This window comes from Pseudomonas cichorii (genome assembly GCF_019719005.1).
Classification (GTDB): Bacteria; Pseudomonadota; Gammaproteobacteria; order Pseudomonadales; family Pseudomonadaceae; genus Aquipseudomonas; species Aquipseudomonas cichorii_E.
The window spans coordinates 37,739-62,446 of sequence record NZ_JAIGPJ010000036.1 but is presented as its reverse complement, the minus strand read 5'-3'; the positions used below and the strand labels follow the sequence as shown (position 1 = coordinate 62,446).

22 protein-coding genes are annotated in these 24,708 nt (G+C 57.6%); 14 read left to right on the top strand and 8 right to left on the bottom strand.

Features of this window, described 5'->3' with window-relative positions; translation table 11 throughout:
* Window positions 1-336: 336 nt before the first annotated feature.
* The 5 genes from gcvH (at window position 337) to K5D32_RS21350 (ending at window position 5,984) form a co-directional block, all read left to right on the top strand.
* Entirely contained in the window at window positions 337-720 is a 384-nt protein-coding gene (gene gcvH / locus K5D32_RS21370; RefSeq protein WP_221601738.1) for a glycine cleavage system protein GcvH, read from the top strand.
* Window positions 721-730: 10 nt separating this feature from the next.
* Complete coding sequence (gene gcvP / locus K5D32_RS21365; protein WP_221601737.1) at window positions 731-3,586, top strand: aminomethyl-transferring glycine dehydrogenase; 2,856 nt, start codon at window positions 731-733, stop codon at window positions 3,584-3,586.
* A gap of 78 nt (window positions 3,587-3,664) precedes the next feature.
* Window positions 3,665-4,789 carry a glycine cleavage system aminomethyltransferase GcvT gene (gene gcvT / locus K5D32_RS21360; protein WP_221601736.1) on the top strand — a complete coding sequence of 375 codons (1,125 nt, stop codon included), beginning with the start codon at window positions 3,665-3,667 and terminating at the stop codon, window positions 4,787-4,789.
* Between the two features lie 394 nt (window positions 4,790-5,183).
* Window positions 5,184-5,396 (top strand): cold-shock protein, encoded by a 213-nt coding sequence (locus K5D32_RS21355; protein WP_007931076.1) that lies wholly within the window; start codon window positions 5,184-5,186, stop codon window positions 5,394-5,396.
* 102 nt (window positions 5,397-5,498) lie between these two features.
* A complete protein-coding gene (locus tag K5D32_RS21350; protein ID WP_221601735.1) occupies window positions 5,499-5,984 on the top strand; it encodes an RDD family protein in 486 nt (161 codons plus the stop codon).
* Window positions 5,985-6,034: 50 nt separating this feature from the next.
* Here the strand turns inward: K5D32_RS21350 and lptG are convergent, their stop codons facing one another.
* Both lptG and lptF read right to left on the bottom strand, forming a co-directional pair.
* Window positions 6,035-7,096, bottom strand: coding sequence for an LPS export ABC transporter permease LptG (gene lptG / locus K5D32_RS21345; RefSeq protein WP_221578079.1), 1,062 nt, complete (start codon window positions 7,094-7,096; stop codon window positions 6,035-6,037).
* Window positions 7,089-8,210, bottom strand: coding sequence for an LPS export ABC transporter permease LptF (gene lptF / locus K5D32_RS21340; RefSeq protein WP_221578078.1), 1,122 nt, complete (start codon window positions 8,208-8,210; stop codon window positions 7,089-7,091). Before lptF ends, lptG begins: the two co-directional genes overlap by 8 nt.
* A 327-nt stretch (window positions 8,211-8,537) precedes the next feature.
* Between lptF and K5D32_RS21335 the strand changes: the two genes are divergently transcribed.
* The 5 genes from K5D32_RS21335 (at window position 8,538) to rlmF (ending at window position 15,048) form a co-directional block, all read left to right on the top strand.
* Window positions 8,538-10,028, top strand: a complete 1,491-nt coding sequence (locus tag K5D32_RS21335; protein WP_221578077.1) for a leucyl aminopeptidase — start codon at window positions 8,538-8,540, stop codon at window positions 10,026-10,028.
* A gap of 57 nt (window positions 10,029-10,085) precedes the next feature.
* Window positions 10,086-10,514 (top strand): DNA polymerase III subunit chi, encoded by a 429-nt coding sequence (locus tag K5D32_RS21330; RefSeq protein WP_221578076.1) that lies wholly within the window; start codon window positions 10,086-10,088, stop codon window positions 10,512-10,514.
* 7 nt (window positions 10,515-10,521) lie between these two features.
* Window positions 10,522-10,971, top strand: a complete 450-nt coding sequence (locus K5D32_RS21325) for a DNA polymerase III subunit chi (RefSeq protein WP_221601734.1) — start codon at window positions 10,522-10,524, stop codon at window positions 10,969-10,971.
* A 102-nt stretch (window positions 10,972-11,073) separates the two neighbouring features.
* Entirely contained in the window at window positions 11,074-13,920 is a 2,847-nt protein-coding gene (locus K5D32_RS21320) for a valine--tRNA ligase (RefSeq protein ID WP_221601733.1), read from the top strand.
* Window positions 13,921-14,079: 159 nt separating this feature from the next.
* Window positions 14,080-15,048, top strand: a complete 969-nt coding sequence (gene rlmF, locus K5D32_RS21315; RefSeq protein WP_221601732.1) for a 23S rRNA (adenine(1618)-N(6))-methyltransferase RlmF — start codon at window positions 14,080-14,082, stop codon at window positions 15,046-15,048.
* Between the two features lie 119 nt (window positions 15,049-15,167).
* On the opposite strand, the gene K5D32_RS21310 is transcribed toward rlmF, so the two are convergent.
* On the bottom strand, window positions 15,168-15,449 hold the full coding sequence (locus K5D32_RS21310) for an HU family DNA-binding protein (protein ID WP_020304671.1): 282 nt from the start codon (window positions 15,447-15,449) through the stop codon (window positions 15,168-15,170).
* A gap of 390 nt (window positions 15,450-15,839) precedes the next feature.
* On the opposite strand from K5D32_RS21310, the gene yejK reads away from it, so the two are divergent.
* Both yejK and K5D32_RS21300 read left to right on the top strand, forming a co-directional pair.
* Window positions 15,840-16,841, top strand: a complete 1,002-nt coding sequence (gene yejK, locus K5D32_RS21305; RefSeq protein WP_201006026.1) for a nucleoid-associated protein YejK — start codon at window positions 15,840-15,842, stop codon at window positions 16,839-16,841.
* 5 nt (window positions 16,842-16,846) lie between these two features.
* Complete coding sequence (locus K5D32_RS21300; protein ID WP_221578072.1) at window positions 16,847-17,197, top strand: glutaredoxin family protein; 351 nt, start codon at window positions 16,847-16,849, stop codon at window positions 17,195-17,197.
* Window positions 17,198-17,330: 133 nt separating this feature from the next.
* Here the strand turns inward: K5D32_RS21300 and K5D32_RS21295 are convergent, their stop codons facing one another.
* The 5 genes from K5D32_RS21295 to K5D32_RS21275 form a co-directional block, all read right to left on the bottom strand.
* Window positions 17,331-19,541, bottom strand: a complete 2,211-nt coding sequence (locus K5D32_RS21295) for a hypothetical protein (protein WP_221601731.1) — start codon at window positions 19,539-19,541, stop codon at window positions 17,331-17,333.
* A gap of 404 nt (window positions 19,542-19,945) precedes the next feature.
* The gene (locus K5D32_RS21290) at window positions 19,946-20,881 is read right to left on the bottom strand and encodes a glutathione S-transferase family protein (RefSeq protein WP_221601730.1); all 936 of its coding nucleotides are present in this window, start codon (window positions 20,879-20,881) and stop codon (window positions 19,946-19,948) included.
* 65 nt (window positions 20,882-20,946) lie between these two features.
* Window positions 20,947-21,282, bottom strand: a complete 336-nt coding sequence (locus tag K5D32_RS21285) for a GIY-YIG nuclease family protein (RefSeq protein WP_221601729.1) — start codon at window positions 21,280-21,282, stop codon at window positions 20,947-20,949.
* Window positions 21,275-21,766 carry a nuclear transport factor 2 family protein gene (locus tag K5D32_RS21280; RefSeq protein WP_221593622.1) on the bottom strand — a complete coding sequence of 164 codons (492 nt, stop codon included), beginning with the start codon at window positions 21,764-21,766 and terminating at the stop codon, window positions 21,275-21,277. The genes K5D32_RS21285 and K5D32_RS21280 overlap by 8 nt, the downstream gene beginning before the upstream one ends.
* A gap of 121 nt (window positions 21,767-21,887) precedes the next feature.
* Window positions 21,888-23,114, bottom strand: coding sequence for a CynX/NimT family MFS transporter (locus tag K5D32_RS21275; protein WP_221601728.1), 1,227 nt, complete (start codon window positions 23,112-23,114; stop codon window positions 21,888-21,890).
* A 207-nt stretch (window positions 23,115-23,321) separates the two neighbouring features.
* Here K5D32_RS21275 and K5D32_RS21270 point away from each other — a divergent pair, with 207 nt between their 5' ends.
* Window positions 23,322-23,807 (top strand): Hcp family type VI secretion system effector, encoded by a 486-nt coding sequence (locus K5D32_RS21270; protein ID WP_221578065.1) that lies wholly within the window; start codon window positions 23,322-23,324, stop codon window positions 23,805-23,807.
* Entirely contained in the window at window positions 23,789-24,529 is a 741-nt protein-coding gene (locus K5D32_RS21265; RefSeq protein WP_260407490.1) for a DUF4225 domain-containing protein, read from the top strand. Before K5D32_RS21270 ends, K5D32_RS21265 begins: the two co-directional genes overlap by 19 nt.
* Window positions 24,530-24,708 lie beyond the last annotated feature (179 nt).

The window sequence follows — 24,708 nt, the reverse complement described above, 5'->3', positions numbered from 1 at the left end:
CTGTCGTTGACATCTATAGGATGCCACCGTGGCGCATAGACGCCTCGGCGGGGGCGAGTCCATCTGATTACGCCGCAGGAATCGTAACAAAATCATTCCACCGTAACGAATTCACTCCAACCATCTCCAATCCCCAGCCAGCAAGGCTTTGATCCCATGGGGATTTTATAGCCCTCCATCACTGTATCGATTTCGCTACACCCCTCTAAATTCTCCGTCTTCAAAAACAACTCAAGCCATTGATTTAAAACAATAAATCTATATTGGCCGCAAAATTGCTACTGAGCTTTTCATTATGCCGGCACCAGCCGCGGTCTTTACCCTTGAGGAGTTGTTATGAGCGAGTTGCGATTCACCGTTGAACACGAATGGCTGCGGGCCGAAGCCGATGGCAGTGTCACGGTAGGCATCACGCCTTATGCACAGGAATCCCTTGGTGACGTGGTTTACGTGCAGCTTCCGGAATTACAGACCTACACTCAACACGCCGAAGTCTCTGTCGTGGAATCGGTGAAAGCCGCCAGCAGCATCAATATGCCGCTGGATGGCGAGGTGGTCGCCGTCAACTCCGAACTCGACAGCACCCCCGAACTGGTCAACGAAGATGCGCTTGGCGCAGGCTGGTTCTTTCGCTTCATCCCGCAAGACGCCAATACCATTAACGGCCTGCTGGATCAGGACGCCTACGACCGACTGATCAAAGCCAACGCCGAAGCTTGAGGAGCGAGCAATGACTGACCTGAATACCGCCAACGAATTCATTGCCCGCCACATCGGCCCTCGCGCCAGCGACGAACAGGCCATGCTGCAAACCCTGAGCTTCGACTCTATCGAGGCACTGAGCGAAAGCGTGATCCCGCAGAGCATCAAGGGCACCAGCGTCCTGAACCTGCCCGCCGGCCAGAGCGAAGCCGATGCCCTGGCATCGATAAAGGCCATCGCCAGCAAGAACCAGTTGTTCAAGACCTACATCGGACAGGGTTACTACAACACTCACACCCCGGCTCCGATCCTGCGCAACCTGCTGGAAAACCCGGCCTGGTACACCGCTTACACGCCGTATCAGCCAGAGATTTCCCAAGGCCGCCTGGAATCGCTGCTCAACTTCCAGACCCTGATCAGCGACCTCACCGGCCTGCCGATTGCCAATGCCTCGCTGCTGGACGAAGCCACCGCCGCCGCAGAAGCCATGACCTTCTGCAAGCGCCTGAGCAAGAACAAAGGCAGCCAGCACTTCTTCGCGTCGGCTCACTGCCACCCACAAACCCTGGATGTGCTGCGCACCCGCGCCGAGCCGCTGGGCATCACCGTTGTGGTAGCCGATGAAGCGGAACTGGGCGATGTCAGCGACTACTTCGGTGCGCTGCTGCAATACCCGGCCAGCAATGGCGATGTGTTCGACTATCGCGAACTGATCGAGCGTTTCCACAGCGCCAACGCACTGGTGGCGGTTGCCGCCGACCTGCTGGCCCTGACGCTGCTGACTCCACCGGGCGAATTCGGTGCCGACGTGGCCATCGGCAGCGCCCAGCGTTTCGGCGTGCCGCTGGGCTTCGGTGGTCCACATGCGGCGTACTTCTCCACCCGCGATGCATTCAAGCGCGACATGCCGGGCCGTCTGGTCGGCGTATCGGTGGATCGCCACGGCAAGCAGGCACTGCGCCTGGCCATGCAGACCCGCGAGCAACATATCCGTCGCGAGAAAGCCACCAGCAACATCTGCACCGCGCAAGTGCTGCTGGCCAACATCGCCAGCATGTATGCCGTCTACCACGGGCCTGCCGGCCTGACGCAAATCGCCAACCGCGTACATCGCATGACTGCGATCTTCGCAGAAGGCCTGAGCCAGCTGGGTCTGAAAGTCGAGCAGGAATTCTTCTTCGACAGCCTGACCATCAACACCGGCACCAAAACCGCCTCGCTGCACGCCAAGGCGCGCGCACACCATATCAACCTGCGTGAAATCAACGCCGAATATCTGGGCCTGTCCTTCGACGAAACCACCTCGCAGTCGGCCGTCGAAACCCTGTGGACGATCTTTGCTGCCGACGGTCAGACCCTGCCGGACTTCGCAACCCTGGCTTCCAGTGCCAAGTCGTATCTGCCCAAGGCCCTGGTGCGTCAATCGGCGATCCTCAGCCATCCGGTCTTCAATCGCTATCACTCCGAAACCGAGCTGATGCGTTACCTGCGCAAGCTGGCCGACAAGGATCTGGCGCTGGACCGCACCATGATTCCGCTGGGCTCCTGCACCATGAAGCTCAATGCCGCCAGCGAAATGATCCCGGTCACCTGGGCCGAGTTCGGCAACCTGCACCCGTTCGCGCCTGCCGAGCAAAGCGCCGGTTACCAGCAACTGACCAGCGAACTGGAAACGATGCTCTGCGCCGCCACCGGCTACGACGCCATTTCCCTGCAACCCAATGCGGGCTCTCAGGGTGAATACGCCGGCCTGCTGGCGATCCGTGCCTACCACCAGAGCCGTGGCGATGAAGCCCGCGACATCTGCCTGATTCCGTCATCTGCCCACGGCACCAACCCGGCTACCGCCCACATGGCAGGCATGCGCGTGGTAGTGACCGCCTGCGACGCTCGCGGCAACGTCGATATCGAAGACCTGCGCGCCAAGGCCGTCGAGCACCGCGATCAACTCGCTGCACTGATGATCACCTACCCCTCGACCCATGGCGTGTTCGAGGAAGGCATCCGTGAAATCTGCGGCATCATCCATGACAACGGCGGCCAGGTTTACATCGACGGCGCCAACATGAATGCCATGGTCGGCCTCTGCGCACCAGGCAAGTTCGGCGGCGACGTTTCGCACCTGAACCTGCACAAGACCTTCTGCATCCCCCATGGCGGTGGCGGCCCGGGCGTCGGCCCGATTGGCGTGAAATCGCACCTGACACCGTTCCTGCCCGGCCACGGCCAGATGGAGCGCAAGGAAGGCGCAGTCTGCGCAGCACCGTTCGGCAGCGCGAGCATTCTGCCCATCACCTGGATGTACATTCGCATGATGGGCGGCGAAGGCCTCAAGCGCGCTTCGCAACTGGCGATCCTCAACGCCAACTACATCTCCCGTCGCCTGGAAGATCATTACCCGGTGCTCTACACCGGCAGCAACGGTCTGGTGGCCCACGAATGCATTCTGGACCTGCGCCCGCTCAAGGAAACCAGCGGCATCAGCGTCGATGACGTCGCCAAGCGCCTGATCGACTTCGGCTTCCACGCACCGACCATGTCGTTCCCGGTGGCTGGCACCCTGATGATCGAGCCGACCGAGAGTGAGTCCAAGGAAGAACTGGACCGTTTCTGCGAGGCCATGATCAAGATCCGCGAGGAAATCCACGCGGTCGAAAACGGCACCTTGGACAAGGATGACAACCCGCTGAAAAACGCGCCGCACACTGCTGCGGAAATCGCCGGTCAATGGAGCCATCCGTACAGCCGCGAGCAGGCCGTGTACCCGGTCGAGTCGCTGATCGAAGGCAAATACTGGCCACCTGTGGGCCGTGTCGACAACGTGTTCGGCGATCGCAATCTGGTCTGCGCCTGCCCGTCCATCGAAAGCTATCAAGAGGCGTGATCGCCCAGCCTTCGCGAAAAACGCTCCCCCGTAGGAGCGAATTCATTCGCGAAGGCCTCCTCCCTTAAAGGAATCCTCATGCCCACAGAACAATTGCTGACCACCCCGCTACACGCCCTGCACCGTGAACTCGGCGCCAAAATGGTGCCCTTCGCCGGTTATGACATGCCTGTGCAATACCCGGCCGGTGTGATGAAAGAACACCTGCATACCCGCGAAAAAGCCGGGCTGTTCGATGTGTCGCACATGGGCCAGATTCTTCTGACCGGTGCAGGCGCCGCACAGGCACTGGAAACCCTGGTCCCGGTGGACATCATCGACCTGCCGGTCGGCATGCAGCGCTATGCGATGTTCACCAACGAAAACGGCGGCATCCTCGATGACCTGATGGTTGCCAACCTGGGCAGCGATCAACTGATGCTGGTGGTCAATGCCGCCTGCAAGAACGAAGACCTGGCGCACCTGCGCAAGCATCTGGCTTCGCACTGCACCATAGAACCCCTGTTTGAAGAACGCGCCCTGCTCGCCCTTCAAGGTCCGCAGGCGGCTACCGTGCTCGCACGCCTGGCTCCGCAAGTGGCGAGCATGACGTTCATGCAGTTCACCCGTGTCACGCTGCTGGGCAGCGAATGCTATGTCAGCCGCTCGGGCTATACCGGCGAAGACGGTTATGAAATTTCGGTTCCGACCGCACAGGCCGAAGCCCTGGCGCGTCGCCTGCTGGACGAGCCGGAAGTAGCTCCAATCGGCCTGGGTGCGCGTGACTCGCTCCGCCTGGAAGCCGGCCTGTGCCTGTACGGCCACGACATGAATGTCGAGACATCCCCCGTCGAAGCCAGCCTGCTGTGGGCCGTTTCCAAGGCCCGGCGTGCCGAAGGTATTCGTGCAGGCGGATTCCCCGGTGCCGAAAAAATATTCGTCCAGCAGCAAGCCGGCGTAGAAAAAAAACGTGTCGGTCTGTTGCCGCAGGAACGTACGCCGGTGCGTGAAGGCACCGAAATCGTCGATGCAGAAGGCCAGACAATCGGCAGCGTTTGCAGTGGCGGTTTTGGTCCGACACTGGGCGGCCCCTTGGCGATGGGCTATCTGGACAGCCACTTCACTGCGCTGGATACGCCAGTCTGGGCAGTAGTGCGCGGCAAGAAAGTCCCGATGCGGGTAAGCAAAATGCCTTTTGTTGCGCAACGTTACTTCCGCGGCTGAAAACAGCGTCAAAAAAACAGCAATTATTCACGGCACAATTGCCCTGTTGCATGGCTCTTTCACAGAGCTGCGCAACAGGGTTTTTGTCGTCGAAAAAATGCCCCGACAAAGTGCATAAACGGTCCATAAACGGGCAGTTTTACACCCTGACTGAAAGATCCCGGCAACTCTCTGACGAGCATGAAAACAAGGGGCAAAGCGGGGCTTGTTTTTGTAACGAGAGTTGGCGTAGAGTTTCCTGACTGTGTTTGCATAGGTCGCTGAATCTGGACCTGGGCAGTAGCTCAAAGCGTTGCTACATCCCGTTCTACGTTTCTTACTTCTTGCAACCAGCCCCAGTACTCTTTCGTGTGAAAGAGGCTGTCACCAATTCAAGCGTCAAGGAAATAAGAAAATGTCCCAACGTCAGAGCGGCACCGTCAAGTGGTTCAACGACGAAAAAGGTTTTGGTTTTATCACTCCAGAAAGCGGTCCGGATCTGTTCGTACATTTCCGCGCAATTCAAGGTAACGGCTTCAAGAGCCTGAAAGAAGGCCAGAAAGTGACCTTCATCGCCGTGCAGGGCCAAAAAGGCATGCAGGCTGATGAAGTACAGGCCGAAGGTTAATTAACCAAAGCCCGAAAAGCCCCTGATTTTATTGATCTCAGGGGCTTTTTTATGGACGCGATTTCGTAAGATGCGGTCTTGCCCGTAATCGAGAGCTTCGCAATGTCCAGACACCTGCTTCGACCGCAAGGCGATTTCGCCCCCGCTGGCCTTGCTCGACGCCTGGCAGCCATCTGTTACGACGCCTTCCTCTGCTTCGCTCTGCAACTGGTTACCGCCTTCGTCTACAAGCTGGTGCTGATGGCTTTCATCGGCGAGGCCAGACTACGCGTCCTGTCCGAATCCGGCTCGCTGGATGGCGACCCCCTGCTCTCCTCTATTCTCCTGCTGGTCACCTTCGGTTTCTTCGCCAAGTTCTGGACCCATGGCGGCCAGACGCTGGGCATGCAGGTATGGGGCATTCGCGTACAGAACGCCGACGGCACTGCCATCAGCCTGATGCAGGCGTTGCTGCGCTTTATCGTCTCCATCGCTTCATGGCTGTGCCTGGGGCTGGGCTTTGTCTGGTGCCTGTTCGACAAGCAGCAGCGTACCTGGCATGACATGTACTCCGGCACCTTGCTGGTAAAGATCCCCAAACAGAAATAGCGCCCATGAAAAAGCCGACTCGAGGTCGGCTTTTTCAAATCACTGGATGATCATCCAGCGCGGCGAAGCAACAGCACACCCGCCAGGGCACAGACGGCTGCCGGCACCAGTACCGCGAACAGCGGCGAGAAGCCGAACACCAGACTCGACGGGCCCAGCAGGTCCTGAATAATGCGGAAGGTAAAGCCGACCAGCACACCCGTGAAGACACGCTGCCCCAGGGTCACGGAACGCAGCGGGCCGAAGATGAACGAGATTGCCATCAGCACCAGCGCCACCGTCACCAGCGGCTGCAGGACCTTGGTCCAGAAAGCCAGCCAGTAACGGCCATTGCTCAGGCCCTGATCCGCCAGATAGTGGGCATAGCTCCACAGACCGGAAATCGACAGCGACTCGGGCGGCATGATGACCGTGCTCAGCAGTTGCGGGCTGAGGGAGACTTCCCAGCGCTCCACCGGCGTCTTGATGACTTCGGTGCTGCCATCACGGAAATACGTGGTGCTGACGTCTTTGAGCTCCCAGTAATCGGTCATGTAGTTGGCCTGTCTGGCGAAGCTCGACGTCAGCATGTGGTGCTGCTCATCGAAACGATAGCGCGTCACGCCATACATCAGCCCGTTGGGTTGAACCGTGTTGATGTGGATGAACTCATCGCCCTGACGGTGCCACAAGCCATGCTTGGCACTCTGGGAGTCGCCGCTACCCTGAGCCAGCGAACGAGCGGCCTGGGCCTGGTTTTCAGCGTAGGGCGCAACATACTCACCCACCAGCACACCGGCAGCCATCAGGAACAGCATGGGCTTCATGACTGCCCAGACAATGCGTGCAATGGACACACCGGCGGCCCGCATGATGGTCAGTTCGCTGCTGCTGGCCAGGGTACCCAGACCGATCAGGCAACCGATCAGGGCGGCCATCGGCAGCATGTCGTAGACCCGCCGCGGGGCGGTCATGAGGACGAAGCTGCCAGCATCCATCAGGGTGTAGCTGTCACTGATATCGCCCATCTCGTCGATGAAGGCGAACAGGGAAGCCAAGCCCAGAATGATCCCCAGCACCGCAAGGATCGCCAGGAATACGCTTTTACCAATGTATCGATCGAGCTTAACCACGAGCCACCTCCGCTACGCTACGGCGACTCGCCATTTTCAGCCGCAATGGCTCCCAGTAAATCAACGCCATGCCTATCAACAGGAAAATCCCGTGGACCCACCACATGCCAAGGCCGATCGGCAGCTTGCCTTTCTCCAGGGCGCCGCGCACGGCAATCAGGATGGTCAGGTAGGACATGTAAAGCAGAATTGCCGGCAGCAGCTTCAGATAGCGCCCTTGACGAGGATTGACCCGTGCCAGCGGCACGGCCATCAGGGTCACGATGAAGACCAGGATCGGCAGCGAGATACGCCATTGCAGCTCGGCCCGGTAGCGTGGCGTGTCGTTGCCGATCAGCTCGCTGGTGGGAATGGCTTCACGGTCGGTGACGTCCTCGCTGATTTCAGGCTTGGGCAGCATCGCACCATAGGTGTCGTACTTGATCGCACGATAATCAGCCTGACCTGGATTACCGTCGTAGCGGTAGCCGTTTTCAAGGATCAGGAAACGGCTGCCGTCAGCACGCACTTCCTGGTGACCCTTGTCGGCCACCAGCACGGTAATGCTCGGCTCTTTGGTCTTGTCGGTGGAAATGCGCCGCTCGGAAATGAACACACCACTCAGGTTGGTGCGGTCTTCGGACAGTTCCTGGGTGTAGGTAATCCGTGAACCGTCGCGCAACGCCTGAAAACGCCCCGGCACCAGCGTGTCGAACTCGGTCATCGCATCCTGCTTGTTGATCAGCAGCGAGAACTGGGTTGCACCCTGCGGCGCCAGGCTGAAGCTCAGCCAGGCAACCAGCAACGCCACGACGCCAGCCGGTACCATGGTGATAGCAAGCAGACGCTGCTGGCTCATGCCGGTAGCGGCGAGCACAGTCATTTCGCTTTCCAGATACAGACGGCCATACGCCAGCAGAATGCCAAGGAACAGCCCCAACGGCAGGATCAACTGCAGGAAGCCCGGCAGACGGAAGCCCATGATCAGGAACAGTACGCCCGGATCGAGCGCACCCGAAGCAGCCTGGGCCAGATACTTGATGAAGCGCCCGCTCATGATGATCACCAGCAATACAGCGCTTACCGCGCTCAAGGTGACCAGCACTTCTCGGGACAGATAACGGAAGACAATCAAACCAGACACTCCAGAGTTGTCAGGCTCAGGCAGCCGAACAAGGAAAAATGAGCCACGGCAACCAGACATTCACACCCGGCAAAGGTGCGAGCCGCCAAAAAATATGCGGCATTATCCTGTGATTGAGTGTTCCTGTCACTGCGCGGTCTGGATAGTTCTCACAACAACTTCCTACACGGACCGTAAGAGCGGTTGTTCGGGGTTGTCAGCGGCTGCAAAGCAGGGTCAAACTGCAAGGCTTGACGCTGGCGTCGGCTGCACAAGGCCTCGACTTGCCGCTCACATCATTCATTTTGCGAAAGCTCGCAGTCTATTCGGGGACCCGACATGGAATTGGTTGTTAAAAGCGTAAGCCCAGAAACCTTGAAGACCGCCACCCTGGTGGTTGCAGTGGGCGAAAATCGCGTTCTGGGCACCGCGGCTCAAAGCGTGGACACGCTCAGCGGCGGCGCCATTGCCGCCGTTCTCAAGCGCGGCGACCTGGCTGGCAAGGTTGGCCAGAGTCTGCTGCTGCACAGCCTGCCCAACCTCAAGGCCGAGCGCGTCCTGCTGGTAGGTATCGGCAAGGAAACCGAGCTGTCGGACCGTCAATTCAAGAAAGTCATCAGCAGCGTACTCTCGACGCTCAAGGGCCTGGGCGGCAGCGATGCAGCCATCGCTCTGGATCAGGTCGCGGTAAAAAATCGCGACACTTACGGCAAGGCCCGCCTGCTGGTGGAAACCCTGGCTGACGGCGAATACGTGTTCGACCGCTTCAAGAGCCAGAAAGCCGAGCCTCGCGCCCTGAAGAAAATCACCCTGCTGACCGCCAAGGCCAGCGTCGCCGATGTAGAGCGCGCAGCCACCCACGCCCAGGCCATCGCCAAGGGCATGGCCTTTACCCGCGACCTGGGTAACCTGCCGCCAAACATCTGCCACCCGACTTATCTGGGCGAAGAAGCCAAGGCACTGGGCAAGGCCCACAAGAATCTCAAAGTCGAAGTACACGACGAGAAGAAACTGGCCGAACTGGGCATGGGCTCGTTCCTGGCTGTGGCTCAGGGCAGCGCCCAGCCACCGCGCCTGATCGTCATGAACTACCAGGGCGGCAAGAAAAGCGAAAAACCTTTCGTGCTGGTCGGCAAGGGCATCACGTTCGACACCGGCGGCATCAGCATCAAGCCGGCTGCGGGCATGGACGAAATGAAGTTCGACATGTGCGGTGCAGCCAGCGTGTTCGGCACCCTGCGCTCCGTGCTTGAGCTGCAACTGCCGATCAACCTGGTCTGCATCCTGGCCTGCGCCGAGAACATGCCAAGCGGCACCGCGACCCGTCCGGGCGATATCGTCAAGACCATGAGCGGCCAGACCGTCGAAATCCTCAACACCGACGCCGAAGGCCGTCTGGTGCTGTGCGATGCACTGACCTACGCGGAGCGCTTCAAGCCGCAGGCAGTCATCGACATCGCGACCCTGACCGGCGCCTGCGTGGTTGCACTGGGCGGCCACACGTCCGGCCTGCTGGGCAACAACGACGTGCTGATCAATCAACTGCTGGACGCTGGCAAAGTGGCCGACGACCGCGCCTGGCAACTGCCGTTGTTCGACGAGTATCAGGAGCAACTGGACAGCCCGTTCGCGGACATCGCCAACATCGGCGGCCCGAAAGGCGGCACCATCACCGCAGCCTGCTTCCTGTCGCGCTTCACCAAGGCGTATGACTGGGCGCACCTGGACATCGCCGGTACGGCATGGCTGAGCGGCGGCAAGGAAAAAGGTGCAACCGGTCGTCCGGTTCCGCTGCTGACCCAATATCTGCTCGACCGCGCTGGCGCATAAGATGCCTGGCGGCGTATCGGCCTTGCCGGTCGATACGCCGCCTGCTCTGGAACAGACATGACTCAAGTCGACTTTTACATTCTCCCCAGCGCCGATCCTGCGGCACGCCTGGATTTCGCCTGCAAGCTGACGGAAAAAGCCTGGCGCCTGGGTCACAAGGTCTACCTGCATTGCAGCGACGCCGCCCAGCGTGAAGACCTCGACGCCCGGTTGTGGCGCTTCAAGGGCGAAGTCTTCCTGCCCCATGGCGAAGCCGAAAGCGATCACGAGGCTCCGGTTGTACTGGGCCTTGGGGACGATCCTGGGCCACACCAGGACCTGCTGGTCAATCTTGACCTCCGTATCCCGGCCTTCTTCAAGCGTTTCGCCAGGGTGGCGGAAGTGGTCGTGGAAGAGCCTGCAATACGTCTGGCGGCACGAGAGAGTTTCCGCTCGTACCGCGAACAGGGTTATCCTCCGCAAGATCACCGACTACAGCGTCTTTGAGTACACGATGGATACTTCAAAAAAAGCTGAACCTGCGCTCCTGCTGGACGACCTCGAATCGATCCGCCAACTGCTCGGCGATGACAACCTGCAACCGCCCCTGCTGACGGACACGATCCACCGCGAAGTCCAGATCCCGTTGCTGTTCGACGTTGTCGGCAACAAACCCGACAGAACACAGGAAGCGGATTACGACAATCCGGACATTCCGACGCTGCTGCCCGACATGCCCGTGCAACAAGCAGCAGAGCCTCAACCCGCTCCCGAACCCGAACCCGAAGCTCTCCCAAACCCAGATGCCCTGCTGCATCTGGACAGAGAACTGCGGGCCGCGGCGCAGTTGATCATGCAAGACGTGATCGACGACTTTGCCCCGCATATCGAGACGGAGATAAAGCGCCGGCTTGAGGCAAGGGTAGAGAGGCTTATCGCCTCAGCTGCAAGCGGCAAGTTTTAAGCTGCAAGAAAAAGCTCGCGGCTTTGCGCTTGTAGCTTGCAGCCTCCCCCCGGTCTATACTTGTCGGCTTTTCTGAATCAATGCCACAGGGTCCCGCCGCGCATGGACAAGACTTACCAGCCGCACGCCATCGAAACTTCCTGGTACCAGACCTGGGAGTCCGAAAACTATTTCGCTCCGCAGGGCGCGGGTGACTCCTACACCATCATGATTCCGCCGCCGAACGTGACCGGCAGCCTGCACATGGGTCATGGTTTCAACAATGCGATCATGGATGCGCTGATCCGTTTCCGTCGTATGCAGGGCCGCAATACCCTGTGGCAGCCGGGTACCGACCATGCGGGTATCGCCACGCAAATGCTGGTTGAACGCCGCATCGAGGCTCAGGGCCAGAATCGTCACGATCTGGGCCGCGAGAAGTTTCTGGAAAAAATCTGGGAGTGGAAGGATGAGTCCGGCGGCAACATCAGCCGTCAGATCCGCCGCCTGGGCTCGTCCGTGGACTGGAGCCGCGAGCGCTTCACCATGGACGACGGCATGTCCGCCGCCGTACAGGAAGCCTTCGTCCGTCTGCATGAAGACGGCCTGATCTACCGTGGCAAGCGTCTGGTCAACTGGGACACCAAGCTGCACACCGCGATTTCCGACCTGGAAGTGGAAAACCACGACGAGAAAGGTCACCTGTGGAACCTGCGCTACCCGCTGGCCGATGGCGCAAAAACCGCTGAAGGCCTGGATTACCTGATCGTTGCCACCACACGTCCTGAAACCATGCTCGGTGATGCCGCTGTCGCGGTAAACCCTGAAGACGAACGCTACAAGGCGCTGATCGGCAAGTTCGTCGAGCTGCCACTGGTTGGCCGTCGCATTCCGATCATTGCAGACGACTATTGCGACCCTGAATTCGGCACCGGCTGCGTGAAAATCACCCCGGCCCACGACTTCAACGACTATGAAGTCGGCAAGCGCCACAACCTGCCGCTGCTGAACATCTTCGACAAGAACGCTTCGGTGCTGCCTGCCGCACAAGTGTTCAACCTCGACGGCACGCTCAACGAATCCGTCGACGGCCGCCTGCCTGCCGAATACGCAGGCCTGGACCGTTTCGAGGCCCGCAAGCAAATCGTTGCCGCATTCGATGCCGCCGGCCTGCTGGTGAGCGTCGATGACCACGCCCTGAAAGTCCCGAAAGGCGACCGCTCCGGCACCATCATCGAGCCGTGGCTGACCGACCAGTGGTACGTGTCCACCAAGCCATTGGCCGAACCTGCCATTGCCGCCGTGGAAGACGGCCGCATCGCCTTCGTGCCCAAGCAGTACGAAAACATGTACTTCTCGTGGATGCGCGACATCCAGGACTGGTGCATCAGCCGTCAGCTCTGGTGGGGCCACCGTATTCCGGCCTGGTACGACGAGTCCGGCAAGGTCTATGTCGGTCGCGACGAAGCCGAAGTACGCGCCAGGCACAACCTGGGGCCGGACGTTGCGCTGCAACAGGACAACGACGTACTCGACACCTGGTTCAGCTCGGGCCTGTGGACATTCTCCACGCTCGGCTGGCCGGAAAAGACCAAGGCACTGGAAACCTTCCACTCCACCGACGTGCTGGTCACCGGTTTCGACATCATTTTCTTCTGGGTCGCCCGGATGATCATGCTCACCATGCACCTGGTGAAAAACGAGGACGGCACGCCGCAAGTACCGTTCAAGACCGTTTACGTGCATGGTCTGGTGCGTGATGGCCAGGGCCAGAAAATGTCCAAGTCCAAGGGCAACGTCCTGGACCCGCTGGATATCGTCGACGGTATCGACCTGGAAACTCTGGTACAGAAACGCACCAGCGGCTTGATGCAGCCTCAACTGGCCAAGAAGATCGAAAAGCAGACCCGTCAGGAATTCGCCGACGGCATCGCCAGCTACGGCACCGACGCCCTGCGCTTCACCTTCTGCTCGCTGGCGTCCACCGGTCGCGACATCAAGTTCGACATGGGCCGCGTCGAAGGCTATCGCAACTTCTGCAACAAGATCTGGAACGCAGCACGCTACGTGCTGGACAAGGGCGAAGACTGCGGCCAGAACGGCGAAGAAGTCGAGCTGTCGCTGGCTGATCGCTGGATCATCTCGCAACTGCAACGCACCGAAGCCGAAGTGACCCGCCAACTGGATCAGTTCCGTTTCGACCTCGCGGCTCAAGCCTTGTACGAGTTCATCTGGAACCAGTACTGCGATTGGTATCTGGAGCTGTCCAAGCCTGTGCTCTGGGACGAAAACGCGCCGATCGAACGTCAGCGCGGCACTCGCCGCACACTGGTTCGCGTGCTGGAAGTCGCATTGCGTCTGGCGCATCCGTTCATGCCGTTCATCACCGAAGAAATCTGGCAGCGCCTCGCGCCGCTGGCCGGCATCAACGGCAAGACCATCATGCTGCAAGCCTGGCCGGTGGCCAATGAAGCACGCATCGATGCGGCTGCCGAAGGCGACATCGAATGGCTCAAGGGGCTGATGCTGGCGGTACGTAACATCCGTGGCGAAATGAACATCGGCCCGGGCAAACCGCTGCAACTGTTCCTCAAGAACGTCAACGCCGAAGACCAGCGTCGCCTGAGCGAGAACGACTACCTGCTCAAGAAACTGGCCAAGCTCGAATCCATCACCGTACTGGCTGAAGGTGCAGACGCACCGCTGTCCGCGACCGGTCTGGTGGGCGAGATGGAAGTGCTGGTGCCCATGGCCGGCCTGATCGACAAGGGTGCCGAGCTGGCGCGTCTGGACAAGGAAATCCAGCGCCTGCAAGGCGAAGTCCAGCGCGTGGGCGGCAAGCTGTCCAACGCGGCGTTCGTCGACAAGGCTCCGCCTGAAGTCATCGCCAAGGAACGCGCCAAGCTGACCGAAGCCGAACAGGCCCTGAGCAAACTGGCCGAGCAACACGCACGTATCGCCAGCTTGTAGCCCTATGTGCTGGTAGGAGCGGATCGGGCGGCGCTCCGCTTATCCGCGAGACGTCATTGAAGGTTATACATTTCTTCAGATGTGCCTCTCGCGAATGAGCGGAACGCCGCCCGATTGCTCCTAAAGGGCGCAGCATTCGCATCTTCAGAACGACTCCTCATGACCACGCCAGACAAACCCAAACCACCCCGCAAGAAGCCCCAGCGTCCTGCAAAGCCCGCAGAACCTCGCGAGAAGGCCACGCTGCACCCGCGCAATCGCCATCAGGGTCGCTACGACTTTCCCAAGCTGATCAAAAGCAGCCCGGAACTGGCCGAGTTCGTGATTCTCAACCCCTACGGGAAGGAAAGCATCGACTTCGCCAACCCTGTGGCCGTGCGGGTCTTCAACCGGGCGTTGCTCAAGGCGCTGTATGGCATCGCCCATTGGGATATTCCGGCTGACTACCTGTGCCCGCCGATTCCGGGCCGTGCGGATTACCTGCACTTTCTCGCCGACCTGCTGGCCAGCGAGAACAATGGCGAGATTCCGCGCGGCGCTTCGATCAAGGCCCTGGACATCGGCACGGGTGCCAACTGCATCTATCCGCTGCTGGGCCATAGCGACTACGGCTGGCACTTCGTAGGCTCGGATATCGACAGCACCGCCATCGCGGCTGCCACGACCATCATCAAGGCCAATGGCTTGAGCAAGGCCATCAGCGTGCGTCAGCAGACCAATCGCAAGCACATCCTGCTGGGCCTGCTCGACAGCAGCGAACGCTTCGAGGTGAGCCTGTGCAACCCGCCCTTCCACGCCTCGCTGGAAGAGGCTCAGCGCGGCAGTCAGCGTAAATGGCGGGCACTGGGCAAGGCCGACCCCAAGCGCAAGCTACCGGTGCTCAATTTCGGCGGGCAATCCCAGGAATTGTGGTGCGAAGGTGGCGAGATAGGCTTTGTGACACAGTTGATCCACGAAAGCTCTCAGGTGCCTGAACAGGTGCGCTGGTTCAGCACCCTGGTGTCCAAGGCCTCGAACCTGCCTGCCATTCAGGCTGCGCTGACACGAGCCGGCGTGCTGCAAAGCCGGATCGTGGAAATGGGCCAGGGCCAGAAGCAAAGCCGCTTTGTGGCCTGGAGCTTCATGTAGAGCGAATTTATTCGCGAAGATCTCTTTCGCGAATGAGCGGAGCGCCGCCCGATTCCCACAGAATCAAAAAAGCCGTGCCCGGTTATCCGGCGCACGGCTTTTTCACAGCAAGCGTGAGCTTACTTGTTGATCGAGTCGTTCAGCACTTTGGCCGGTACGAACTTGATGACTTTCTTGGCAGCGATTTCGATGGCAGCGCCAGTCGAAGGGTTGCGGCCGGTGCGAGCTGGACGCTCAGCAACTTTCAGCTTGCCGATACCTGGCAAGGTGATTTCAACACCGTTTTCCAGTTGGTCGGCAACGATTTGGCCCAACTGCTCCAGAGCATTACGCGCGGTGGTTTTTGGCGCGTCGATAGCTTCAGCGATATCGGCGATCAATTGGTCTTTGGTAAGAGCCATGGTGGTGTTCCTTCCCTATCAAATTCATTTGGATTGCAGAACGTAACGTCGGCCAAAGGCCGGGCAATGAACCAGACTCCGCTGGCAGCCACGATAAATCGCGAAATGTAGATACTTAAACCGGGATTTGGTTCGGCCCACACGTAGACGATCTGCATGCTTGGCGCGCTTGAGTGCGCAAGACCGGGCAAAACTAGCACAGAGCCGGGCAAATATCCGCCCTTACCTATCCTTTTGGTCAGGTTTAAGCGGTAATCGCTCAAAAATTGATCATAAAATATCCTGTCGAATGGAAAACCGGGCTCTGCAAGGCCATTTTTCGCAGGCCTGCGTTACACTGACGGCCTTGCACGAGCTGTCCGCTCTTCCTCATTACCAGCCGAGATATCCATGCCGATCCGTCATTGCATCGTCCACCTGATCGACAAGAAACCCGATGGTACGCCCGCAGTTCTCCACGCTCGCGATACCGAACTCGCCGAGTCCCAGGCCATCGAGAACATGCTGGCGGACCTCAACGAGAGCTATAACGCCAAACAGGGCAAGGCCTGGGGGTTGTTCCACGCCGAATCCGGTGCTCACCCGTTCAGCGGCTGGCTGAAGGAATACCTGGACGGCGCAAACGATTTCACGGCGTTCTCCCGCGTGTCGGTGGAGCATCTGCAGAAGCTGATGGAAGAATCCAACCTGTCGGTGGGCGGTCATGTGCTGTTTGCGCATTACCAGCAGGGCATGACCGATTACCTGGCCATCGCCCTGCTGCACCACAGCGAAGGCGTGGCGGTGAATGACGAACTGGACGTAACCCCTTCCCGGCACCTGGATCTGGGCCAGTTGCACCTGGCTGCCCGGATCAACATTTCGGAATGGCAGAACAACAAGCAATCCAAGCAATACATCTCTTTCATCAAGGGCAAGAACGGCAAGAAAGTCTCGGAGTACTTCCGCGACTTCATCGGCTGCCAGGAAGGCGTGGACGGCCCCGGCGAAACCCGCACCCTGCTCAAGGCGTTCAGCGACTTCGTGGAAAGCGAAGACCTGCCGGAGGAGTCCGCTCGCGAGAAAACCAAGACCCTGGTGGATTACGCCAGCAGCCAGAGCAAACTGGGCGAGCCCATGGGCCTGGAAGAGTTGTCCGAGCTGATCGACGAAGACCGCCCGCGCGCGTTCTACGATCACATCCGCAACAAGGATTACGGCCTGTCGCCGGAGATCCCTGCGGATAAACGCACCCTGAACCAGTTCCGGCGCTTCACAGGCCGCGCAGAGGGCCTGTCGATCAGCTTCGAGGCGCACCTGCTGGGAGACAAGATCGAATATGACGAACAAGCCGGCACCCTGATCATCAAGGGCCTGCCAACCCAGCTCACCGACCAGCTGAAACGGCGCTAACCGACATGCTGCTGCGTACCCTCAAGAAGTTCGCGCTGATCATGCTGGTGGTCGTGGTCTATCAGAACTGGGGCAAGATCGAGCACTTCTTCAACCCGGCGGATGCGATCCCTGCGCAGACTCAGGCGCAAGCCCGCGTGGTGATGTATGCCACCGAGTGGTGCGGCTACTGCAAACAGACCCGACGCTTTCTCGACAGCAAAGGTATCCCGTTCAAGGAATACGACATCGAGAAGTCAGAAGAGGGCCGCAAAGCCTATGAAGCTCTGGGTGGGCGCGGGATCCCGTTGATTGATGTGAATGGCACGATTATCAGAGGCTTCAGCGAAGAGGCAATATTGGCAGCGCTGAAGTGACAGAAGAGTACCCGCAGGAGCTGCCGGAGGCAGCGCCTGCAGAGATTGCATTCAGATGTTAACAAGACGAAAGCATCGTTTCTCATGCGGACTTTTTATAAAGTCTCTTCGCGCGAAACCCTTGGCTATTATTTCAGGGAAACGGCAGTACCTGGAACTGCATGGCCGGACGAGCAAATAATGCATTCGCCAGAGCCTCAAGCTTGACAGGCACGATATAACAAGGACGCCCCTCAACCTCCCCACCCAGGAACGATCTGAAGCCACCTGCCAGAATAGTAAACCTGGCCGTTTTCGATTGCTCGCCGGGTTCAAATACCAGAGGTTCTTCAAAATACATCTCACCAAACACTCTATGTATTATTCTGAAACTCACCCACATCGGCACCCGAACCAAACTGGCCTCTGATAAAAAAACTTCAACTTCCAACGTTTGTTCCTGGCCAGTGGCGACAACAAAAATATCTTTCATCGCGCTGACGAACGGCAACCTCAAGGGTTCGTTTTTTCCGAGTGAAGGTTTCACGAAGACAATATCGGACAAGCCAATGTCTCCGCCGCTGGGCAAGGTAAAAGTCAACGCGCTCACAGGCCCCTTCAAAGAGAACGCCGTTAACGGCACAGATATCTGTCGCTGAAGAAACGTTTCAACCCCATTAATTATCTCAGGAAGCGGCCATCTCTCCTGTAGCGTTGCGGTAAGATCCACTGTAACGCCATCCAGAGTAACCTGCAGCTCAACGGACTCTACAGCGCTCTCCTCTTGCATGTAATCGATATGAAAACTCAAATGCGTGTAAAGTGACAAATCAACAGGGCTTCCCACGTCACGAACATGCAGTTCCAGTTCGGCTGGCGACTGAAAGCCAAGGCTCTTGAGATTTAGAAAACCGTGACGTCGATGATGCGTAGACCGCAGCCCGCCAAACTTCGGCAAGGGAGCCGCGACAACCTCTCCAACACCTTCAGTTATAGTCCAATCCCATTCTCCAGGCATCAACAAGGTGTCATGAGAGTGCATATTTTCAAAGCTTTGAACGGTATAACGGCTTGACGCCGGAAAATACGCTGTACTTTGTACTGACGCCCGTGGAAGCGTCGGGATGGTGATTGGAGAACCGTCAAACAGGACTAAAAATTCCTGTTCCCTCCCTAAGACCAAGCGAAAAAATCCAGCCAGATAAAATGCACCGAGACGCTGCTGCTCTATAGGTCGATGGCGACTGACTTCAATATCTCCCCAGAACCCCTCGGTATCATCTCCTCCAGAACGGCTCCCGGGGGACCATTCTGTATTGAAGTAGTTATGATTGGCCCCTAACAGCAGTACAGAACTTCGAAACACGTCATCTTCAAATGCAAAGCGAGAGATATCGGAGTTACGTTGCGCGTCTAACCAGGCTACGTCGCCGTCCAGAAATGGCAGGATGGCAGCCGTATGCGTGCCGGGAATGGCGATATCGTCAAACGTCGTACTGCCTAACAGGACAGCAGCCTGGATACCATGATTTTTATTAAGTAACCTGTTTAAGGTGACTGCCCACGCTACACCGGATCCGCCACGCGAATGCCCCATAAGGCCTATAGTATCCAGATCCAGCCTGCCTTCCAGTAATGAAAGCTCAGGACGGCTCCCTTTATTTGCCTCACTCAGTAAATCGAGATGCGCCAGAATTAAATGCCCTCGCGCCCGGTCTGCATTTCCCCTGAAACCGACCGACTCGTAGGCCGTGATGCCATTGGCAGATAACGAGACAACTACATAGCCGTGACTGGCAAGTGCTTCTGCTGCGGCACCATACCCTTCAAAGCTGGGAATCGGCTGCGCCTCTCCTCTGCAAGGCCAATAGGTATCACTCGGAAACTCACACGTGGAGTGCCTCCCATGCAAAAGAATAATTACCGGGTACACGCCTTGTGAGTCAGGCATATACACCGCGGCTCGAAACTCAATGCCTGACCATCCGTCCGGGAGCTCCAATGCTTCATCGCCGTAATCATAATCATAGCGAATGACAGCATACGGCCCCACGGAGAGTGCATCAGGCGCAGCCAGCCTGGCCGATTCGGAAGTCTTTCTTTTGCTTTTTTTAAAAGGTTTATTATGTTTATTCTGGCACGAAAGAAACAGCTCTGGACTCGTTACCTCTTTCACGTGTTCAACTTCAAAAACAGGGACAGTCGTTCTTAGCACTTTACGATCTTCCGAAAGTATCGCTTCGTACTCCAGCCCATCGATGAGTAAAGTCGGGTACCTGCTGCTGACAGGCAGAGGCACATCCAAGTGAAGCTCAACATAATCGCCCCACTCGTTCTTGACAATTTTCCAGCCCTGAGATTTCATTGATAAACTCCTGTATTGGTACATCCTGATAGAATCCATTATCCGGCTTTCGCAAGTCTGTATTACCCACGAGTAATTGCGTGCAGCACACTTTCCCTGGCCTGATGCACGCAAAAACTTTTTAGTTTCATTACAACAGTCAAGCACAGGCAACATGAAAACTCAACGATAAAACCCGAGCCCCTTCATACCCTATTGAATCATGTATCGAACGGCTAATAGCTAATCAGCATGTATACGAAACTATCAAATGCGTCTCGAATGGTGGCCCTTGGATAAACCGTGATAACTAAGCGGCCATGAAGTTTTCCCTGAAAAAGCCGTACAAGCGGATTTATCCGCAAGACGGCATTTCAGACGATGCATTTTTGGGGGGATGTAACGGCATCTCGCGAATAATTCGCTTAAGCCCGTTTTACAAGCCGAAACCCCAACCGCGGAAAATGCACATGCACCAAGCCTGCACGCGGGTCTTCGCGGCGCAGGATCAGCTCTTCAAGACCGCTGAACACCAACTCCCCTTCCACCGCATCCACACCGTAATCCACAGCTGAAATAGCCACTCGGTCACCAGCCTTGAAACCATTGGGGTCGACAAAGACTTCATCAGGCAGTGCTGCCGGGGTCGCATCCACGGCGATCTGTATGGCGTCGGCAGCAGCGAGCTCGTTATGCGCGCCATGCCCGAAGCCCAGCACACGCTCGAACCAGGCCAATACTGCGGGGTAGTCATCCACCAGCGGCGCAGTCACGGGGCTCTGTTTGAGGAACCACAGAGTGTGCGCCACAGAGAAGTCAGCAATCGAAGGCTCACCAAACAGGAAGTCACCGTTGCGCTCCAACTGTTGCTCCAGCCGCGCCATCAGGGTTGGCCATTGATGCTGAGCCTGTTCCAGCGGCAGGCGTGATGCGCTTCCGCCATCGAACAAGGTTGCCCGGTCTGCAACGAAGGCCTTGACCGCTTCAGGAGGCACGCTGGCGAAGCGCACGGCCAGGGAGGCAGGCTGGAACACCAGGCTGACCACATGCATGAACAGCACCGAATCGCCCCACGCAGCAAGACCGGCAACCGTGAATTCATGGCCTTCAGGGTAAAAGGTAGGCGACGTCTTTTCCTGCTCCAGACGCCGCGCGATCAGTGCGGTGTCGCAATAGATATCCGCACCGACCTGCAGAACCGGCGTCTTGCGATAACCACCGGTCAGGGCCGTGAGGTCGGGTTTTGGCATGATCGGCGGGATCGTCACCGAGCGCCACGAGAGCCCCTTGAAGCCGAGCATCAGGCGGGCTTTTTCGGCAAACAGCGATGCAGGGTAATGATGAAGAATCAGCTCTGACATGCTTTGGCCTCTTGGGCGCAGGGAAAGCAACAGCTTAACCCCCAGCACCCGGACAGCCTACAGGCTCAGGCTGATGGCACGGCATCACGCAGAATGATCGGCGAACCCGCATAGCTGGCCGCCAGTACTTCCTTGGCGCTCTTGCGCAACTTCTTGATCAGACGCTCCTGACGCAGCGCCTCGCCCTTGCTGTCCCAGACCTCGACATAGACCAGCGCGACTGCCGGGCTGGAATGAAAGAAACGTGCGCCCTTGCCACTCTGATGATCGGCAAAGCGTCGATAAGGATCGTCACTGATGCCGCAATACAACGAACCATTGGCCGCACGCACCAGATAGACAAACCAGGGTTTGCCGACAGGTGCTGCGACATCGACAGCGGCATCCACAACGTCAGGCATGGCGTTTTTCTGTAAATACTTTGAGCCCTTTCTGAGCCTGGGCGCGAATCGCGTTCTGCACCAGTGGTGTCCAGCCCAGCAGCAGGCCCTTGGTGCCCAGCGCCTGACGCGACCAGCGCCACAGGTCGAAGCTGTCATGGTGCTCGGTGATCTTGCCATTGTGGAAGACGAAACGAGCCTGGATGTCGTTGACCACGGTGCGCCCGGTCTGGCTGAACAGGTAAGTGGCTTTCCAGTGGGCGCCGCCGCTGCGCTCATCGGCGCGGACGTTATCGAAAACCACCGAGAAATCCTGGGCGCGGGAGGTCAGCATGCGCCACATGTCACCGGCCTGCTTGCCACGCAACTCGCCAAATACCGGGTCGCTGAAGAGCACGTCATCGCTGTAGCAGGCAGCCATGCCTTCGGCATCCAGGCGGGCAAAGGCCTCGTAGAAGCGGGTAATCAATGCGCTGTTGGCTTGGCTTATTTGTTCGTTGCTCATGCATGCAGGTCCGTTTGGAGGCAAAAGATGATGCACGATAAGCGGCAAATCGACACTTTGCCATCATCATTCGCAGGATAAATATTGTTCACGAATGAATTCGCTCCCACACAGCACAGATTCAAACCTTCTCGCTGACGACATTCACGTACAACGCTCGCCCGGCACCCAGGCCGGCAACAATGGCCCCAAGCCCCAATGCCGCAAAGATCCAGCCAATCGAGTCCCAGCTTCCGGTCACATCATGCACCACGCCCACCGCCAGCGGGCCGATGGAAGCAATGGTGTAGCCGATGCCCTGAGCCATGCCCGACAGATTGGAGGCAACATGGGAGTCACGCGAGCGCAGCACAATCAACGCCAGTGCCAGGCTGAACGTACCGCCCTGACCCAGACCCAGCAGAATGGCCCAGCCCCACAACCCTTCCAGCGGCGCATACAGGCAACCGAACAACCCGCCAAGGGTCATCAACATGACGAGCACAATGGCCAGCCGCTGATCCTTGCCCCGCGTCGCCAGCCAGGGTGCGCTCAAAGCGCTGATCAGTTGCACGATGATCGATCCAGACAGCAGCAGGCCAGCCTGAGTCGGCGTCATGCCACGGTCGATGAGCACTGACGGCAGCCAGCCAAAAACGATATAGGCCAGAGAGGATTGCAAGCCCATATACAGCGTGACCTGCCAGGCCAGCGGATCACGCAACAGTCCGCGAACGCGGTAGGCCACCTGATGATGGGCATGCAGCTCGCGAGCCTGAGGCAACCAGACGAGCGCGGCCAGTACCGCAGGAATCATCCAGAACCCCAGGCCGACACTCCAGCGATTATCGAAATACTGGGTCAAAGGCACCGTCAGGCCCGCAGCAATTGCTGCCCCAAGACATAGCGCCATGGTATAGACGCCCGTCATGGCTCCGGCCTGCTTCGGGAAGTCGCGCTTGACGATACCCGGCAGCAACACACCAATGATGCCAATGCTCGCCCCGGCCAGCAGGCTTCCGGCGAACAGCCCGACTTCACCAAAGTGGCTGCGAAGCAGGATGCCTGTGGCCAGCACCAACAGAATCCCCAACACCACCCGTTCGCTGCCGAAACGTCTTGCGAGTCTCGGTGCCAGTGGTGCGAACAGGCCCAGACACAACACCGGCAACGTCGTCAGAAGCCCGGCCCTGGCCGCAGACAGCCCGAGGCTGTCGGACACCGCATTGAGCAGTGGCGCAACGCTGGACAGCGCAGGCCGCAGGTTCAGGGCAACCAGCACCAGGCCAAGCAGTAGCAGCCATGGGCGTTTGAGGATGGGAGTGTCTTGAGTCGGGGTCGTGCTCGCCTGAGGCGCCTTGGTCGTCATGAGTCTCTCGTGGGCAGGATGTGTTACAGCGCAGTGCGCAAAGGGTGTGCATCCTGTTGGAGAACCGTGCTGAATACAAGTTCGCTCTGATTACCAACGAAATGTGCGCCTTCCTCCTCCCATAAACTGCATTATTTTCAGAAACGCCCTACAGCCTGTTAGATGCCGTCTTAATAAGATGATTGCCTACCTTCAGGACAATTATGTATGGCACATCACGGTTACATGACAATCACAGGTGAAACCCAAGGTCACATTTCGGCGGGTTGCTCTACACAGGAATCCATCGGCAACAAATGTCAGGATGGACACGCAGATGAAATCATGGTGCTTTCGTTCAATCACAACATGAGCAACATCGGAAACATCCGACACGCCACGCACCAACCTGTTGTCATCACGAAGAACATTGATAAATCTTCCCCTCTATTGGCTCAAGCGCTGGCAAACAGGGAAGAGATCAACTGCAAAATCGACTTTTTCCGTAACTCCGTTCACGGCAAACTGGAAAAATTTTACACCGTCGAATTAATAGCAGGCTTCGTCGCAGATCTGAGTGTGGATATCCCCCACTCAATCCAGCTGAACGATAGCGCCCCGCTGGAACACATCGCTATTAGTTATCGAGACATCATCTGGACACACCATAAGGCAGGGACCATTGGCTACGCCTCATGGATAGAAAAGATATGAGGAAGCAAGACCAAGTTGATAAAACAATCAGTAGCAGCAATAAACTCAGTAAGGTCAGCCAAGCTGCGTCTTACCTGGCTGGCCATGCCTGCACAATCAGTGCTCGACACATAAAAGACGGCACACTACGCATTCAATTCAACAAGGAGGTTGCTTATTACGCACGAGAGATTGTCAGGGATGTTGACCAAGGCCGCAAAAGTGTCGATGAAGGACTGAAAGCGCTCAAGAAAGAGCAAATCAGCTTAAGCAAGCAATCACTCACCATTGCACAACAAAGCATTGGACTTGTTGCAGGAGGATTACAGATTACAGGTGGCGCAGCCATGTGTGGGGGGACATTCGGGCTGGGCTGCGGATTGGGTGTCCTGATGGCTACTCATGGCGCGAACAATGTCTATGAAAACGGGCGTAATTTATGGGAAGGCAGATCAGATACACAGGGTTACGTCAGAAAGACCTATCAAGGTATTTCCAAGTTTTTTGGAGGCAGTGAATTTGAGGGCAATATGGCATATGGCGGCGCTGATCTTCTTATGTCCGGCTACGGGACTGTAAGATTGGTCGTGAAAAAGGACTCTTGGCGATTATTTAGATACATCGATGCCGATTATATTCGAGCGTATGAGGCTACATCCAGGCGAGCCTTTCTTTTCGACAGGGTCTCGGATGGGGTAACGATAAAGGGCATGGCAGAGGAATGGGGCAATAAAAATGAATGACATAATATTCAACTCAGCATTTACCGTGGCCAGTATCTTGCTGTACATCCCCTCACTATGGGCAAGAGCTTCATTTTCAGGCACTGACTTTTCCCGAAACAAGCTATGGGGAGCAATGCTGTACAACTATATATTCATGTTCATTCATTTCGACTTTGTAAAAAATAGCCAACTGCCAT